15 protein-coding genes are annotated in these 16,389 nt (G+C 68.0%); 6 read left to right on the plus strand and 9 right to left on the minus strand.

Annotated features, from left to right (window positions below; all coding sequences use genetic code 11):
- Nucleotides 1-399 precede the first annotated feature (399 nt).
- The 6 genes from ACTMTI_RS44970 to ACTMTI_RS44995 all read right to left on the minus strand — a co-directional run bounded on the left by ACTMTI_RS44970 (nucleotide 400) and on the right by ACTMTI_RS44995 (nucleotide 8,822).
- Nucleotides 400-2,973: a valine--tRNA ligase gene (locus ACTMTI_RS44970; protein WP_441126975.1), complete on the minus strand. Its 2,574-nt coding sequence runs from the start codon at nucleotides 2,971-2,973 to the stop codon at nucleotides 400-402.
- Between the two features lie 163 nt (nucleotides 2,974-3,136).
- Complete coding sequence (gene clpX, locus ACTMTI_RS44975) at nucleotides 3,137-4,420, minus strand: ATP-dependent Clp protease ATP-binding subunit ClpX (protein WP_185067261.1); 1,284 nt, start codon at nucleotides 4,418-4,420, stop codon at nucleotides 3,137-3,139.
- A gap of 182 nt (nucleotides 4,421-4,602) precedes the next feature.
- Complete coding sequence (locus ACTMTI_RS44980) at nucleotides 4,603-5,226, minus strand: ATP-dependent Clp protease proteolytic subunit (protein WP_441126976.1); 624 nt, start codon at nucleotides 5,224-5,226, stop codon at nucleotides 4,603-4,605.
- Between the two features lie 11 nt (nucleotides 5,227-5,237).
- The gene (locus ACTMTI_RS44985) at nucleotides 5,238-5,870 is read right to left on the minus strand and encodes a ClpP family protease (protein WP_195897071.1); all 633 of its coding nucleotides are present in this window, start codon (nucleotides 5,868-5,870) and stop codon (nucleotides 5,238-5,240) included.
- Nucleotides 5,871-6,403: 533 nt separating this feature from the next.
- Entirely contained in the window at nucleotides 6,404-7,789 is a 1,386-nt protein-coding gene (tig, locus tag ACTMTI_RS44990; RefSeq protein ID WP_441126977.1) for a trigger factor, read from the minus strand.
- 166 nt (nucleotides 7,790-7,955) lie between these two features.
- The gene (locus tag ACTMTI_RS44995; protein ID WP_441126978.1) at nucleotides 7,956-8,822 is read right to left on the minus strand and encodes a helix-turn-helix domain-containing protein; all 867 of its coding nucleotides are present in this window, start codon (nucleotides 8,820-8,822) and stop codon (nucleotides 7,956-7,958) included.
- Between the two features lie 235 nt (nucleotides 8,823-9,057).
- Between ACTMTI_RS44995 and ACTMTI_RS45000 the strand changes: the two genes are divergently transcribed.
- Nucleotides 9,058-9,537 (plus strand): ATP-binding protein, encoded by a 480-nt coding sequence (locus ACTMTI_RS45000; protein WP_441126979.1) that lies wholly within the window; start codon nucleotides 9,058-9,060, stop codon nucleotides 9,535-9,537.
- Between the two features lie 181 nt (nucleotides 9,538-9,718).
- Here the strand turns inward: ACTMTI_RS45000 and ACTMTI_RS45005 are convergent, their stop codons facing one another.
- Together ACTMTI_RS45005 and ACTMTI_RS45010 are read right to left on the minus strand one after the other, a co-directional pair.
- Nucleotides 9,719-10,219, minus strand: a complete 501-nt coding sequence (locus ACTMTI_RS45005) for a DinB family protein (protein WP_441126980.1) — start codon at nucleotides 10,217-10,219, stop codon at nucleotides 9,719-9,721.
- 134 nt (nucleotides 10,220-10,353) lie between these two features.
- Entirely contained in the window at nucleotides 10,354-10,965 is a 612-nt protein-coding gene (locus tag ACTMTI_RS45010; protein WP_441126981.1) for a hypothetical protein, read from the minus strand.
- 151 nt (nucleotides 10,966-11,116) lie between these two features.
- On the opposite strand from ACTMTI_RS45010, the gene ACTMTI_RS45015 reads away from it, so the two are divergent.
- The 5 genes from ACTMTI_RS45015 to ACTMTI_RS45035 all read left to right on the plus strand — a co-directional run bounded on the left by ACTMTI_RS45015 (nucleotide 11,117) and on the right by ACTMTI_RS45035 (nucleotide 16,046).
- Nucleotides 11,117-11,983 carry a hypothetical protein gene (locus ACTMTI_RS45015; RefSeq protein ID WP_441126982.1) on the plus strand — a complete coding sequence of 289 codons (867 nt, stop codon included), beginning with the start codon at nucleotides 11,117-11,119 and terminating at the stop codon, nucleotides 11,981-11,983.
- A gap of 352 nt (nucleotides 11,984-12,335) precedes the next feature.
- A complete protein-coding gene (locus ACTMTI_RS45020; RefSeq protein ID WP_441126983.1) occupies nucleotides 12,336-13,256 on the plus strand; it encodes an ABC transporter ATP-binding protein in 921 nt (306 codons plus the stop codon).
- A gap of 26 nt (nucleotides 13,257-13,282) precedes the next feature.
- A complete protein-coding gene (locus tag ACTMTI_RS45025) occupies nucleotides 13,283-14,068 on the plus strand; it encodes an ABC transporter permease (RefSeq protein WP_441126984.1) in 786 nt (261 codons plus the stop codon).
- 23 nt (nucleotides 14,069-14,091) lie between these two features.
- A complete protein-coding gene (locus tag ACTMTI_RS45030; protein ID WP_441126985.1) occupies nucleotides 14,092-15,372 on the plus strand; it encodes a sensor histidine kinase in 1,281 nt (426 codons plus the stop codon).
- Entirely contained in the window at nucleotides 15,369-16,046 is a 678-nt protein-coding gene (locus ACTMTI_RS45035) for a response regulator (protein WP_441126986.1), read from the plus strand. Before ACTMTI_RS45030 ends, ACTMTI_RS45035 begins: the two co-directional genes overlap by 4 nt.
- Nucleotides 16,047-16,165: 119 nt before the next feature.
- Here ACTMTI_RS45035 and ACTMTI_RS45040 read toward each other — a convergent pair whose 3' ends face one another.
- On the minus strand, nucleotides 16,166-16,369 hold the full coding sequence (locus ACTMTI_RS45040) for a hypothetical protein (protein ID WP_441126987.1): 204 nt from the start codon (nucleotides 16,367-16,369) through the stop codon (nucleotides 16,166-16,168).
- Between the last annotated feature and the right edge of the window lie 20 nt (nucleotides 16,370-16,389).

The raw sequence follows: 16,389 nt of genomic DNA on the forward strand, positions 1-16,389 counted from the left end.
CAATAATGACGGGGTTCATACATGTAAAAACATGCACTGGCTTTTAACACACTGTTGAGTTCTCAAGAAACGGACGCGTACAACCCCACCAGAATCTCTTCTGAGGTCCTAGTGGCGGTGGCTCCACACTTCGTTTCTTTTAGACTACCAGATCCGGACGATCCTTGTCAAACCGCCCGATCCGGGAGCTTTCGGACTTGCCCCTCTCGGAGGCAACCCTGCTAACTTACCCGAACTTTCAGCCTTTGTCCAACACCGTGGTCGGAGGCAGCCCGAAAGCCTAAGTTTGATCACAGGGATGTCAGGACTCACCGGCCCTGCGTTGAAAACTCTAGCACCCTCAACGCCGTGGAAGGTCCATCTTCGGTAACGAAAGGACCTTCCCCGCGTCCGCACGGTTCAAACACCGAGCCCGGCGAGCTGCGTCTCCAACCGCGCGATGTCGGCGGCGGCCTGCTCAGCCCGGCTTCTGACCTTGGCCACCACGTCATCCGGGGCCTTGGCCATGAACTGCTCGTTGCCGAGCTTGCCCGCCACCTGGGCGGCCTCCTTGCGCGCGGCCGCGAGGTCCTTCTCCAGCCGCTTGCGCTCGGCCGCGACGTCGATCGCGCCCGCGGTGTCGATCTCCACGGCCACCTCGCCCACCGTGAGCCGCGCCGTGGCGTTGAACGTCTCCGCCGGCTCCGTCAGGCGCAGCAGCGCGCGGATGGCGCTCTCCTGGCCCGCCAGCGGCGTCCCGGTGAGCCCTAGACGGGCCGCCACCTTCTGACCCGGCTTGAGCCCCTGATCCGAACGGAACCTGCGGACCTCCGTCACCAGCTCCTGCAGCGCACCGATCTCGGCCTCGGCGGCCGCGTCCGTGTAACCGGCGTCGGCCACCGGCCAGGGCGCCACGACGATCGACTCGCCACCGGTGACGGCCCGCCACAGCTCCTCGGTGACGAACGGCACCAGCGGATGCAGCAGCCGCAGCAGCGCGTCGAAGACGTGGCCGAGCACCAGCCGGGTGTGTTCCAGACCCTCGCCGAGCTGGATCTTGGCCAGCTCCAGGTACCAGTCGCAGACCTCGTCCCACGCGAAGTGGTAGAGCAGGTCGGCCGCCTTGGCGAACTCGAACTCCTCGAACGCGGCGTCGGCGGCCGTGACGACCGTCTGCAGGCGCGACAGGATCCACCGGTCAGCCGCGGTGAGCTGCACGCCGTCGAGCGAGCCCACGGCGGCGCCGTTCATCATGGCGAACCTGGTGGCGTTCCAGATCTTGTTGCAGAAGTTACGCGAGCCTCCCGCCCACTCCTCGCTCACCGCGACGTCGGCGCCGGGGTTGGCGCCGCGCAGCAGGGTGAAGCGGGTGGCGTCGGCGCCGAAGCGCTCCACCCAGTCGAGCGGGTCGACCACGTTGCCGAACGACTTGGACATCTTTTTGCCGTACTGGTCGCGGACCATGCCGTGCAGCGCCACGACGCGGAACGGCGGCTGGCCGTCCATCGTGTAGAGCCCGAACATCATCATCCGGGCCACCCAGAAGAACAGGATGTCGTATCCGGTGACGAGCACGGACGTCGGGTAGAAGCGCTCCAGCTCCGGCGTCGCGTCCGGCCAGCCCAGCGTCGAGAACGGCCACAGCCCCGAGGAGAACCACGTGTCCAGGACGTCCGAGTCCTGCGTGTAGCCGGCGGGCGGATCCTCGTCCGGGCCCACGCACACGACCTCGCCGCCCGGGCCGTACCAGACCGGGATGCGGTGGCCCCACCACAGCTGGCGGGAGATGCACCAGTCGTGCATGTCGTCGACCCAGTCGAAGTAGCGCTTGGCCATCTCCGGCGGGTGGATGCGGGTGCGCCCGTCTCTCACGGCGTCGCCGGCGGCTTTGGCCAGCGGCGCGACGTTGACGAACCACTGCAGCGACAGCCGTGGCTCGACCACGGTCTTACACCGCGAGCAGTGGCCGACCGAATGCAGGTAAGGGCGCTTCTCGGCGACGATCCTGCCCTCGGCGCGCAGCGCGGCCACGACGGCGGGCCGGGCCTCGAAGCGGTCGAGCCCCTGGTATGGACCGTGCGCAGTGATCACGCCGCGCTCGTCCATGACGGTCAGGGACGGCAGGGAATGCCGCCGTCCGATCTCGAAGTCGTTGGGATCGTGGGCGGGGGTCACCTTGACCGCGCCGGTGCCGAAGGCCGGGTCAACGTGCTCGTCGGCGACCACGGGGATCATGCGGCCGGTGAGCGGCAGCTCCACCATCGTGCCGATGAGGTGGGCGTATCGCTCATCGGATGGGTGGACGGCCACTGCGGTGTCGCCGAGCATGGTCTCGGCGCGCGTGGTGGCCACCACGATCTCGTCTGAGTAGCGGATCGAGACCAGCTCGCCCTCGTCCTCGCTGTGCTCGACCTCGATGTCGGACAGCGCGGTCAGGCAGCGCGGGCACCAGTTGATGATCCGCTCGGCACGGTAGATCAGGCCGTCGTCGAACAGCTTCTTGAAGATCGTCTGCACGGCTCGCGACAGACCTGGGTCCATCGTGAACCGCTCGCGCGACCAGTCGACGCCGTCGCCCAGTTTGCGCATCTGGCCGAGGATCCGGCCGCCGGACTCCTCCTTCCACTGCCAGACCCGCTCGACGAACGCCTCGCGCCCCAGGTCGTGCCGGGACAGGCCCTGCTTGGCCAGCTCGCGCTCGACGACGTTCTGCGTCGCGATGCCGGCGTGGTCCATTCCGGGCAGCCAGAGCGTCTCGCGGCCGAGCATGCGGGCGCGGCGCGTCAGCGCGTCCTGGATGGAGTGGTCGAGCGCGTGCCCGATGTGCAGGACGCCCGTCACGTTGGGCGGGGGCAGGACGATGCTGTACGGCTCGCGCGAGCTGCCCGGGTCGGCGCGGAAGTAGCCTTCGGATACCCAGCGCTCGTAGCTACGGGTCTCGACGTCGGCCGGTGTGTACTGAGTAGGCAGCTCTGGCGTTGTCACAGTGACCAATTCTAGGGAGGCGAGCAAGCGGAAACCCCCATGCCCCCGAAGCCGTGGCCCACAGCCCCTGACGCCGGAGCGCCTGCACGCCGCGGACCGTCAGGTCCCCATGACGCCGAAAGCGCCCGCGTGGCTTGCTGCCACGGGGCGCTCGGTGTGCCGGAAAGACGGCTCAGGCGGACTTTTCGCGCGGAGTGCGCTGCTGCTTGGCAGCGAGCTGGTCGCGCGGGACGAGCGTCGGGATCGCGTGCTCGAGCACCGACTCACGGGTGATGACCACCCGGGCGACGTCCTGCCTGGAGGGCACTTCGTACATGACGGACTGGAGCACCTCCTCCAGGATGGCGCGCAGCCCGCGGGCACCGGTGCCGCGCAGGATGGCCTGGTCGGCGATGGCCTCCAGGGCGCCGTCGGTGAACTCCAGCTCCACGCCGTCGAGCTCGAGCAGCTTGCGGTATTGCTTGACCAGGGCGTTGCGCGGCTCGGTGAGGATCTGGATGAGCGCCTCGCGGTCGAGGTTGTGCACCGAGGTGATGACCGGCAGGCGGCCGACGAACTCGGGGATCATGCCGAACTTCAGCAGGTCCTCCGGCATCACGTCGCCGAAGATGTCGGCCGTGTCGACCTCTTCCTTCGACCGGATGATGGCGTTGAAGCCGATGCCCTTCTTGCCGATGCGCGACTCGATGATCTTTTCCAGGCCGGCGAACGCACCACCACAGATGAACAGCACGTTGGTCGTGTCGATCTGGATGAACTCCTGGTGCGGATGCTTGCGGCCGCCCTGCGGAGGCACCGAGGCCGTGGTGCCCTCCAGTATCTTCAGCAGCGCCTGCTGGACGCCCTCACCGGAGACGTCGCGCGTGATCGACGGGTTTTCGCTCTTGCGGGCGATCTTGTCGACCTCGTCGATGTAGATGATGCCGGTCTCGGCCTTCTTGACGTCGTAGTCGGCCGCCTGGATCAGCTTGAGGAGGATGTTCTCCACGTCCTCGCCGACGTATCCCGCCTCGGTGAGCGCGGTGGCGTCGGCGATGGCGAAGGGCACGTTGAGCATCTTCGCCAGGGTCTGCGCCAGCAGCGTCTTACCCGAGCCCGTCGGGCCGAGCAGCAGGATGTTGCTCTTGGCCAGTTCGAGGCCGTCGTCTCTGCCCCGGTCGCCGGACTGCACCCGCTTGTAGTGGTTGTAGACCGCCACCGAGAGCGCCTTCTTCGCCTTGTCCTGACCGATGACATAGGCGTCGAGGAACTCGTAGATCTCCCTCGGCTTAGGCAGGTTGTCCCACTTGAGCTCGGAGGACTCCGAGAGCTCCTCCTCGATGATCTCGTTGCAGAGATCGATGCACTCATCGCAGATGTAGACGCCTGGACCGGCAATGAGCTTCTTGACTTGCTTCTGGCTCTTTCCACAGAACGAGCACTTCAGCAGGTCTCCCCCGTCGCCGATGCGTGCCACCCCAGATACTCCTTTGCGTGGGACCGCCCTGCTCGCGAGCAGTGTCTCCGGACATTCTCCGGACTAGGTCGAACCGCTCAGGTTTCGACGTTACCGTCTTCTGGGCCCTCAGTGAGCCCCCTAGCGGCGAGTCGCACCGGAACGTGCCCTATTGGGCAGCGCCCCGGTGCGTCACGTCTCGTCTAGGAAGCTACGGCCTGAGCGCGTTTCTTCCTGGACGGGATGATGTCATCGATCAGACCATACGCCTTCGCCTCGTCCGCGTTGAGAATTTTGTCGCGTTCGATGTCCTTGCGGACCTCGGCGGAGGACCTGCCCGTGTGCCGGGCCACGATGTCCTCGAGGAGGGTCCGCATGCGAAGGATCTCGCGGGCCTGAATCTCGATGTCGCTTCCCTGGCCGCCACCCTCGGTGGACGGCTGGTGGATCAGCACCCGGGCGTTGGGCAGCGCGAACCGCTTGCCCGGGGTGCCGCCGGCCAGCAGCACGGCCGCGGCGGACGCGGCCTGGCCGAGGCAGACGGTCTGGATCTCCGGCCGGACGAACTGCATGGTGTCATAAATCGCCGTCATGGCCGTGAAGGAGCCGCCGGGCGAGTTGATGTACATGCTGATGTCACGGTCGGGATCGAGCGACTCCAGCGTCAGCAGCTGGGCCATCACGTCGTTGGCCGACGCGTCGTCGATCTGCACTCCGAGGAAGATGATGCGGTCCTCGAAGAGCTTGTTGTACGGGTTCATCTCCTTCACGCCGTATGACGTGCGCTCGACGAAGGAGGGGAGAACGTAGCGGCTTTCGATGTTCATGTCAGCTCCCCCTAGGAGACCGGGCCCTGTGAGGGCACCTGCCGCGCGCTCCGGACGACGTGGTCGATGAAGCCATAGTCCACGGCCTCCTCGGCCGTGAACCAGCGGTCGCGGTCGGAATCGGCCTCGATCTGGTCCAGCGGCTGCCCCGTGTGGAACGCGATCCGCTCTGCCAGCGTCTTCTTCACGTAGAGCATCTGCTCGGCCTGGATGGCGATGTCGGCGGCGGTGCCTCCGATGCCGCCCGACGGCTGGTGCATCATGACACGGGCGTGCGGCAGGCCGAAGCGCTTGCCCCTGGCACCGGCGGTGAGCAGGAACTGCCCCATGGAGGCGGCCATGCCCATCACCACCGTGGAAACGTCATTCGGCACGTATTCCATCATGTCGTAAATGGCCATGCCGGCACTCACCGAACCCCCCGGTGAGTTGATGTAGAGCGTGATGTCGCGATCGGGGTCGTCGGCCGCGAGCAGCAGCAGCTCGGCGCAGATCCGGTTGGCGATCTCGTCGTTGACCTCTTGACCGAGCACGATGATGCGCTCGCGGAGCAGGCGCTGGTAGAGCTGGTCTTCAAGCCGGAAGGCGGAGCCGTTCTCACGGCCTCGAGACTCAGGCTGATAGAAGGTCGGCGGGCTGGTCACAGCGTCACCTTCCGATGCGTCGTAATCGATTGGCTTTGCTTGTGACCTTAACGCGCGCTGCCTATAGGTCATGCCCGCTCCCCCGTGCTGTTCGCTGACGGCGCAGGTACGGCGGAAAGCCCATCTCATACGCAGCAGGCCCGCCGGTTGCCCCGCATGCCACATGACGCGGCTTTCGCCCCGGCGTAGGACGTGTCGCCCCCAGCGCCCTTGAAAGGCAGCCAGCCGCGAAGCGACCGCCACATCGCATCCGAACCGCGGCACGCCCACCGAGACCGCCACAAGCCTCCTGAGGGCCTCCCGAACGTGCCCAGCGCCCGGCACGTCGCTCCTGCCCGCGACGAAACCGCCGATGCCGTGCCGCCGTCCGGCCGATGCGGTGCCGCCGTCCGGCCGGTGCTGCGCCGCCGTCCGGCCGATGCCCGGTGGGATCGGATGTCTCCGGCCCGGCCAGAACACCGGCGAACGGCGCCGCCCCCGGACCCGTACGGATCCAGGGGCGGCGTGATGCGGGAATGCGGGAATGCGGGAGCTTACGCCTCGGGCTTGTCCTCGGCGGCGTCCTCGGGGGCCTCCTCGACGACGACCTCTTCACCGTTGATCTCGGTGTAGATCGCCTTGAGGTCGACCTCGTTGCCGTCGGTGTCGACGACCTTGGCGGCGTCACCGACCACGGACTTGGCCTTGTCGCGGACGATCTCGACCATGGCCAGCGTCAGCTGGTCGTTGTCGGCCAGGTGCTTGGCCAGCTCGTTGGGCTGGACGCCCATCTCCATGGCGCGGCGGACCACGAAGTTGGTCAGCTCCTGCTCGGAGACGCCCAGCTCCTCGGCCTTGACGATCTTGTCGAGCACGAAGCCGGTCTTGAGGGCGCGGGCGGAGTTCTTCTCGAACTCGGCCTGGCGCTCCTCCTCCGTCGTCTGGTAGAGGCGGAAGAAGGCGTCGCGGCTCAGGCCGCTCTCGGCGATCTGGTGGTCGAGGTTGTGCTTGCGGGCGTCGACCTCGGCCTTGAGCGCGCTCTCCGGCAGCGGGATGTCGATCTGCTCGAGCAGGGCGTCGAGGGCCTTCTCGCGGGCCTGCACGACCTGGTCGATGATCTTGTTGCGGCGGGCCTGCTCGCGGATGCTGGCCTTGAGCTCGTCGAGCGTGTCGAACTCGCTGGCGAGCTGGGCGAACTCGTCGTCGAGCTCGGGCAGGACCTTCTCCTTGACCGACTTGACGGTGATGATCACGTCGGCTTCCTCGCCGGCGTTCTCGCCGCCGACGAGCTCGGTCTTGAAGCTCTTCTCCTCGCCCGCGGACATGCCCTCGAGCGCGGCGTCGAGGCCCTGCAGCACGGAGCCGGCGCCGACCTCGTAAGAGACCTCGCTGGCCTGCTGCTCCTCGATGTTCTTGCCGTCGATCTCGGCGCGCAGGTCCATGACGACGAAGTCGCCGTTGGCGGCGGCCCGCTCGACGCCGGTCAGCGTCGCGAAGCGCTGACGCAGCGAGTTGAGCTGCGCGTCCACGTCCTCGTCGGAGACCTCGGCGGAGTCGACCGTGACCTCGAGACCCGCGTAGTCGGGCACCTCGAAGTTGGGCCGGATGTCGACCTCGGCGGTGAACTCGATCTGCTCACCGTCGTCGATCTTCGTGACCTCGATGTCGGGCTGACTGACCGGGAACACGTCGACCTCGTCGACGGCCTGGCCATACAGCTTGGGCACCGCGTCGTTGAGGGTCTCCTCCAGCACTACCGCCCGGCCGAAGCGCTGCTCGATGATGCGGGCCGGCACCTTGCCAGGGCGGAACCCGGGGACGCGCACCTGCTGCGCGACCTTCTTGTAAGCCGCATCCATGCTCGGGCGCAGCTCATCGAACGGCACCTCGACAGTGAGCTTGACCCGGGTCGGGCTGAGCTCCTCGACAGCGGTCTTCACGGAATGGTCTCCTTGATCAAGCTACGAGTGATCGCGGGCGCGTCCATTCGGTACGGCTCACGCGCCGCGCCCACATGAGCGGCGTTGGGCATGCTCCGCCACGGCGGGATCCAACGCCGTTAGCCAGTCTAGGGCAGACGCACACCCAACAACGACGCCGCCACCGTCAGAACTCGTCAGCGATCCTCTGCAAGATCTCAACCGTCTCGTCAGGCGTGGTGCTGACGGCGCACAGGCGCTCCATCACTTCGGTGTATCGGTCCACGTCCTCACGCTTGTCCAGGTAGAGCGCGCTGGCGAGCTGCTCGACGTACACGACGTCGGGCAGGTCGGGGTCGGGGAAGCGCAGGATGCTGAACGCCCCGCCCTCCGCACTGTGTCCTCCGAAGCTGAACGGCATGATCTGGATCGTGATGTTCGGCTGGCGCATGAGGTCGATGAGGTGCTCGAGCTGGGCCCTCATCACCTCGGCCCCGCCGATGGGCCGCCGTAGCGCGGCCTCGTCGATCACCGCCCAGAAGATGGGCCCGTCAGGCCTGTCGAACATCCGCTGGCGCTCCAGCCGAAGATCCACCCGCCTGGCGATCTCCTCGGCCCCGATGCCCGCCGCTCCGGCGGTCACCACGGCCCTTGCGTACTCCTTGGTCTGCAACAGTCCCGGCACGAACTGGACCTCGTAGGTCCTGATCCTGGCGGCGGCCTCTTCGAGGCCGACGAACGCCTGGAACCACGTGGGCAGGACATCGTTGAACCGGTGCCACCAGCCCGGCTCGTTGGCGGTGGCGACCAGGTCGAGCACGGCGGCACGGGCCTGCTGATCCACGACTCCGTACAGGGTCAACAGGTCCGCCACGTCGCGTTCTTTGAACCCCACTCGGCCCAGCTCCATGCGGCTGATCTTGGATTCCGAGCCCCGGATGAGGTGGCCCGCCTCCTCACGAGTGACGTTCTTTGCTTCCCTGAGCTTGCGCAGCTGGGAGCCCAGGAGGATGCGCAGCGCCGTCGGTCCGGAACCCGGCTGGTTCTGCGTCACTTTGCCTCCTATCAAGGTCCGCACACACAGTGACACCCCACTGCGGCTTATGACAAGGTCTCAACTCAGTGTCCGATTCGGATATCTATGCCCCAAAACGCCGCTTGCTATTGCACACTGCACTTGCACGTGCATTTGGGTCTTGCAGCGGCGGCGGGTCGTGACCCATGATGGGTTAAGTGCATATTGGGCCATACATGCACTAACTACGGCTGAACGGGGAGGCACAGGCGGCATGGTGGAGGATCCTCTGGCCACTGCCTCTTGCCTGCAGATCACCCGTGAGGTCGGCTTCGATCATCTGCTCATGGGTGGCGGCAAGCCGTACACGACCGCCTGCCCCCTGCCGTTCCAGGCCGACTCCGTGAAGACCGCCAGGGACGTGACCCGCTCGACGCTGCGGCGGTGGGGGTTGCACGACCTGAGCGACGACGCCGCGCTGGTGGTGTCCGAGCTGGTGACGAACGCGGTCAGGTACGCGATGTACGCGGCGGGACGGCGCGAGATCGAGCTGCTGCTGATGCGGGTCGCGCCGCACGTGCTGCTGGCGGTGTCCGACCCGAGCGACGAGGCGCCGCGACCCAAGGAGCCGGACTTCATCTCCGAGAACGGGCGCGGCCTTTACATCGTCGAGACCTACAGCCAGTGCTGGGGCTGGGACCCGCTCTCCCGCGGCGGCAAGGCTGTCTGGGCGCTCTTCCGCACCGAGCAATAACTCCTCTTCTTGTACGCGGTGCCGTGGCCCGCCAAGCGCCGACGCCGGCTCACGCCTGTCCAGGGGAACGGCCGCTGACCGGTCAATGGCGCGCCGCCGTCACGGAGCGTGCTGTGGGCCGGCTCCGTGGTCACATCCTTGACGGCCGGGATGGCCACATGTGGGGCACTCGCGCTGACCGTTATTCGCCGGTGACGCCGTCGATACGCTCGCGAAGCAGGTCGGCGTGGCCGTTGTGGCGGGCGTACTCCTCGATCATGTGGACGAGGATCCAGCGGTGCGTGCAGTCCTGCCCCTTGCGGATGCCGACCGCGTCCAGCGGTTTGGCGGCCGAGATGGCGCGGGCGCGCGCGATCTCGTCCTGCCACGTGGCGAACGCCTCCTCGGCAGAGGCGGTGTCGACGTCGTTGAAGTCGGCGTCGATGTCGCGGTCCTTGCCCCACAGGTTGGGCAGTTCCTCGCCGTTCAGCGTACGGCGGAACCACGCGCGCTCGACGTTCGCCATGTGCCGGACCAGTCCGAGCAAGGACATGGTCGAGGGCGGCGCGGAGCGCATGCGCAGCTGCACGTCCGTCAGGCCGGCGCATTTGACGGCGAGCGTGGCGCGGTGCCATTCGAGCCAGTTGTCGAGGATCGTCGACTCGTCACCGGTGAGGGGCGGCGGGATGCGCGTGTCAATCACGGGGACCGAGCATATCTTCGGCCCGGTGTTCGCTCTGCAGGAGCCGGTAGACGGCCTCGCGGACCGTTTCGTCCCGAACGTTGCCGATGAAGTCTTCGGGGGTGTTGCCGCAGAGGTGACGTAATTCCGCGGATTCATCCAGGAGGTCCTGGATCAGGGCACGCTGGGGCCTGAGTCGCCTCGGTCGGCCTGCGCGATCGGCCAGGCAGCCGGCCGGTGTAGAGCGAGGCCGGCGGGAGACGTACGGCCGATTCCAGAGTGATCGGGTGGCCGAGCGGGCGGCGGCGGTAGTTGGGCTCGGTGAGGTCGAGGGCGGCGAGTTGCCGTTCATCCAGCCAGAGGACGAAGAGCCTGGAGGTCTCGCCGGGGACCTCGATCGGCGCGGCCGGCACGTACCCCCACCTGCTCACGTGAGCGGACACGCCCGGCGCGATGCCCGGCACGTCGGCGAGCGTCATGGGGACGGCCGGCCGTACCGAATGGTCGAGGAACTTCCTGCGTAACTGGCTGGGCGCGGCGTTCGAGCCCACGGCGATCACCAGGTGGCGCTCCTTCAACGGGGCGAGTCCATGGCGGGCCAGCAAGGCTTTCAGCGGCTGGTCCGCGGTCCGCCACTCGTCCGGAGGACGGCTCCGGATGGGCCGCAGCGGTATGTAGGCGTCGTCGAGCAGGACGCCGGAGGTCGCCGGGATCCGGCCGGGATAGGTGAGCGGGCGGGAGATCGGATCCTCCGCGAACAGGCGCATGGCTCTCAGCATGCCCGGCCGCTGCGGGGATGACCGCGGTCAACCGGCCCGTAAGCGGGGAGCAGGCGTACGCAATCGGCGTGCAGTCACCGCGCAAGCGCTTCGGCGTTACCTGGCGGCACAACAGGACCGACGAGCAAGGAACACGCTGATGATGCGGATGGGAAAGCTGCTGCTCCCGGCAGGGGTGATCGTGGGAGTGATCGGCGCCGTCGTGCTGACGGCCGGCGTCGTCGGGATGATGTCGTGGCCCATGCCGGGGTGGACGAGCGGAGCCTTCTCCATCGGCATGGGGCTGACGATCCCCGGGGCCTTCATGTTCGCGTTCGGCATGTTCCACCGCGTGATGAACGCGGCCATGCCCGATGGCGCCCTGCGGCCGAGCGGGTCGGGCGGCCTGTTCGGGATGATCGACGACCTGGCCGGCGGCAACCGCGACCTCCTGGTCAACGGCGTGCCGGCGAGCGCCGTCATCCTCTCGATGCGCGACACGGGCGTGACGGTCAACGACCTGCCCATGGTCATGTTCGACCTGGAGGTCCGCCGTGAGGGCGCGGCCGCGTACCGCGTCGCCCACCGCGAGCGGATCCCCCGCCTGCTGGTCGGCGCCGTCCTCCCTGGCGCTCATCTCCCCGTCCGCATCGACCCGGACGACCACGGCCGCCTCACCGTCGACTGGGAGCACGCCGCGGGCCACGTCCCCCCGTCCGCCGGGCAGCGGGTGTCGGCCGCCGACGTTCTCGCCCGGGGTGTGCCCGCCATGGCCACCGTCGCAGGCACGTTCTCGACGAACGGCATGACCGCCGACAACGGCGACCCCATCGTGGGCCTCTTCCTCCACGTGGCCGGCCCGCACGGCCCATACGAGGTGCGCCTCGCCCACCGGGTCCCGCCGCACCACCTGGCCAGCCTCCTGCCCGGCACCCGGCTCCTCGCCAAGATCGCCCCTGAGGACCCCCAGAAGGTCGCCATCGACTGGACCGCCGCCCATCCCACTCCCGAGCCTCAGAGTCTCTGATCGAAGCCGTCGCCGCGCCCGGGAACCGAGCGTGGCGACGCGGCTGCCGCTACTGGCGGAGAGTCTTTCAGAGTGTGTGAAGAACAGCCGTCATGGCGGGCCTGGCGCAGCTGAACGTGCCGGAGGTGGCATGTTGTCAGCCGCCGTCGCCTGCGAGGTGCGCGAGGTGGAAGCGACGTCGTCGACGGTGCCATAGCGTCCCCGTCCGGGTGGCGATCCACCGATCGGTTGAGTCGACGCCTCCACCGTTCGGCAGCCAGGTCCCGTCTCCTGGTCGGTGTTGGAAGAAGTGCTGGTCGTAGCAGGCTGAATGCGCGAATCGCCGATGGGTCTAACCCGAAAGGACGCGCGCATGCCACCAGTGATCGAGGTACGCAACCTCCACAAACGCTATGACGACAAGATCGCGGTCGATGATGTCTCGCTCACCGTCCAGGAGGGTGAGATCTTTGGCATCCTCGGCCCGAACGGCGCCGGCAAGACGACGACCGTGGAGTGCATCGAGGGCCTCCGCATGCCGGATCGCGGTGAGATCAGGGTGCTCGGGCTCGACCCCCTCAGGGACCGCGCCGAGCTGACCCGGCGGCTCGGCGTCCAGTTGCAGGCCGGCCACCTCCCCGAGCGGCTACAGGTCGCCGAGGCCCTGGAGCTCTACAGCTCCTTCTACCCCGAGCCCGCCGACTGGCGCGCGCTGCTGGACGGCCTCGGCCTGGCGGACAAGGCGAGGACCAGGTACGCGAAGCTGTCCGGCGGCCAGAAACAACGGCTCTCGATCGCGCTGGCGCTCATCGGCAGCCCTCGGGTGGCGATCCTCGACGAGCTCACCACCGGTCTCGACCCGCAGGCCCGGCGCGACACCTGGGACCTGATCGAGGGCGTGCGCTCTCGCGGGGTGACGATCGTGCTGGTCACCCACTTCATGGAGGAGGCCGAGCGGCTGTGCGACCGGCTCGCGCTGATCGACGCCGGCCGCGTCGTCATGGTGGACACCCCGACCGGTCTGACCGAGCGGGCGCGCATCGAGCAGCGGATCCAGTTCCGCCCGTCCAGGCCGATGGACGACCGCCTGCTGACGAGCCTGCCCGACGTCTCCGGCGTCACCCGCCGGGGCGAGCTGGTCATCGTCAACGGCAACGACAACGCGCTCAATGCCGTCACCACCGCGCTGGCCCGCAACCAGATCGTGGCCGAACAGCTGCGCGTCGAGCAGGCAAGCCTGGAGGACGCGTTCGTCCAGCTGACCGGCAAGCGCATCGAACCCGGCTCCCGGTAACAAATCACAGAGAGGACCTCATACCCATGTCAGCCCTGCGCACCGCAGCATCCCCCGTCACCGCCGAGCGAGGTTCCGCGACGTGGCGGCTCATCAAGGTCGAGAGCACGTTGTGCGTTCGAGACAAGGTCGGACCCCTCTGGGGTATCGGCTTCCCGCTGGTCCTGTTGATCATCCTCGGCAGCGTCTCCGATCTGCGGGAGCCCGTGGACGCCGGCAGCGGCCTGACGTACTTCGACCTCTACGTCCCTGTCCTGATCCTGTTCAATTTGGCCATCCTGGCCACGGCCTCCCTGCCGACCACGCTCGCGGGATACCGGGAGAACGGCGTGCTGCGGCGCATGCGGACCACGCCGGTCGGCCCGGCCCGCGTGCTCGCCGCCCAGCTCGTGGCCAACTTCGCCATCGCGGTCGTCGCGATGGTCGTGTTCCTCGCGGTGGCCGGGTTCGGCTTCGGCGTCGATCTGCCGAAGCACCTTCTCGGTTTCGCCCTCGCCTGGCTGCTCGCGGCGGCCGCGCTGCTCGCGATCGGCCTGCTGGTCACCGCGCTCGCGCCCGGGCGTGGCCCGGCCACGGCGATCGGCACGGTGCTGTTCTTCCCGATGATGTTCTTCGCCGGACTCTGGATACCGATCTCGCTGATGCCGCCGCTGCTGCGGAACATCGCCCACTACACCCCGCTCGGCGCGGGCATGGGGGCGTTCCAGGACGCGTACCTGGGTCACTTTCCGTCCGCCGTGCCGCTGTTGACCCTGGCGGCCTATGCGGTGGTGTGCGCGTTCGTCGCGGTCCGCTGGTTCCGCTGGGAATAGAATCCCGCGGGGAGAGGGAAGTCTTGAGCAGGAAGATTTCGCAACAGCCGCCGTTCTTTCTGGTCAACGTGGTGCCGTACGCGCTGCTGACGCTCCTCGTCGCGATCCTGATGATCGTGGAGGACTGGGCGGGCGGCTCCTTACTCATCGACCTCGGCCTGTGCGGGCTGGCGGCCGCGTGGATGCTCGGCATGTTCACCTTGCGTCCCGGCTGGTGGGACCGGCCACGGATCATGGGAGTGTTCGTCGCGGGGCTGCTCGTGATCACCGCGGTCCTGGTGGCCCGGCACCCCGTTTTCGGGCTCTTCACCCCTGCCGCCTACATCTACTCCTTCACAGTCCTGCGCTGGCCGTGGCGGCTGCTGGGCGTGGCCGCCGCGGCGGTCCTGGCCGGTACGGCGCAGGCGTCCGGCATCCCCAAGACGGACGCGCTCGGCCTGACGATGCACGTGATCATCGTCGCCTTCAACATCGCCATCATGTGGGCCTGCGCCTGGGTCCTGCGGCTCGCCGAGAAGGAGGAGGAGCGGCGCGAGCAGATCCTCGAAGAGCTGAGCCGGACGAACCGGCTGCTGGAGGCCTCGCTCGCCGAAAACGCCGGCCTGCATGCGCAGCTGCTCGCCCAGGCCAGGGAGGCGGGCGTGCTCGACGAGCGCCAGCGGATGGCCCGCGAGATCCATGACACCCTGGCGCAGGGGCTCACCGGCATCATCGCGCAACTCCAGGCGGCCGAGCAGATGCACGAGGTCCCGGCGCCGTGGCGCCGGCCCTTCGACGCCGTCAAGAACCTGGCGAGGGAGAGCCTGGCCGAGGCGCGGCGCTCGGTCGACGCGCTCCGGCCCGAGCCGCTGCAGAGCGCGCGCCTGAGCGACGCACTTGCCGACGTCGCCGACCGGTGGTCGAAGCTGCACGGGCTCGCCGTTCACGTCACGACGACGGGCACGGTGCGGCCGATGACACCGGAGGCCGAGTTCGCGCTGCTGCGCACGGCGCAGGAGGCATTGGCCAACGTGGCCAAGCACGCGCACGCGACCAGGGTCGGGGTGACCCTGTCCTACCTGGAGCACGAGGTCGCGTTGGACGTACGTGACGACGGCAAGGGCTTTGATCCGGCAGGTCTCGAAGCCGGCACTGCCACAAACGGCGGGTCACGGCCGCCGTCCCGCGGCGGCGGATTCGGCCTGACGATCATGCGTCAGCGCGTCGAAGGACTGTCCGGCACTTTGCAGATCGAGTCCGAGCCCGGCGCCGGCACCGGGATCTCGGCCTGCATTCCCACCCTGCCGGCCGGGAGCCACGCATGACCGATCACGCGGCCGAGCCGGCAGCCGAGACCCCGATCCGGTTGGTGATCGCGGACGACCATCCCGTCGTCAGGGATGGGCTGAGCAGCATGTTCGCCTCCGCGCCCGGATTCGAGGTGCTGGGCGAGGCCGCGGACGGCGCCGCAGCCGTACGGCTCGCCCAGGAGCTCAGGCCCGACGTGATCCTGATGGACCTGCGTATGCCGGGCATGGACGGGCTGACCGCGATCACCGAGCTGACCAGGCTCGGCGTCACCGCGCGCGTGCTGGTTCTGACGACCTACGACACCGACACCCACGTCCTTCCGGCGATCGAGGCGGGCGCGACCGGCTACCTGCTCAAGGACTCCCCCCGGGAGGACCTGCTGCGAGGCGCGCGGGCCGCCGCCAAGGGCGAGAGCGTGCTGTCGCCTTCGGTGGCGGCACGGCTGATGAACCGGGTCAGGACGCCCGCGCCGCAACTGCTCAGCCAGCGGGAGCTCGAGGTCCTCGAACTCGTGGCGGCCGGGAACACCAACCGTGAAGCGGCCGCCCGGCTGTTCATCACCGAGGCCACGGTCAAGAGCCACCTTCTGAACATCTACGCCAAGCTCGGCGTGGGGGACCGCGCCGCCGCCGTCACCGAGGCGTTCAACCGAGGTCTGCTCGTCCCACGAATGCCTGAACAGTCCTGACCCTTGAGCTTGTCTTCGAGTGCGCACCTTGCCCAGCAGGTCAAGAGCCCGTTGGACGGAGCGCATGCGCTGGAAGGCGTCGCCCGCCGCGCGATCAGCGCGCCTCGTCGACTCTCGTGTCACATCCGGCCGGGTGTGCGGCCGGCCGCGTCGCCGTAGCGGACCCATCGACCGCCGGAGATCGTCGCCCACCGCTCGACGGTTCCTGGCGCAAGACCGAGGAGTTTGCCGATGACGGGCGGCGGAAGCTGGCGAGCGTGGTCGAGCAGGGCGCTGCTGCGGTCGGGACGGGCGTCGATGCCGAGCTGGGTCGTCTTCTTCAAGTGTGCGAATAGCTCACCAG

The sequence above is a fragment of the Nonomuraea sp. H19 genome, from assembly GCF_052068215.1.
Lineage (GTDB): Bacteria > Actinomycetota > Actinomycetes > Streptosporangiales > Streptosporangiaceae > Nonomuraea.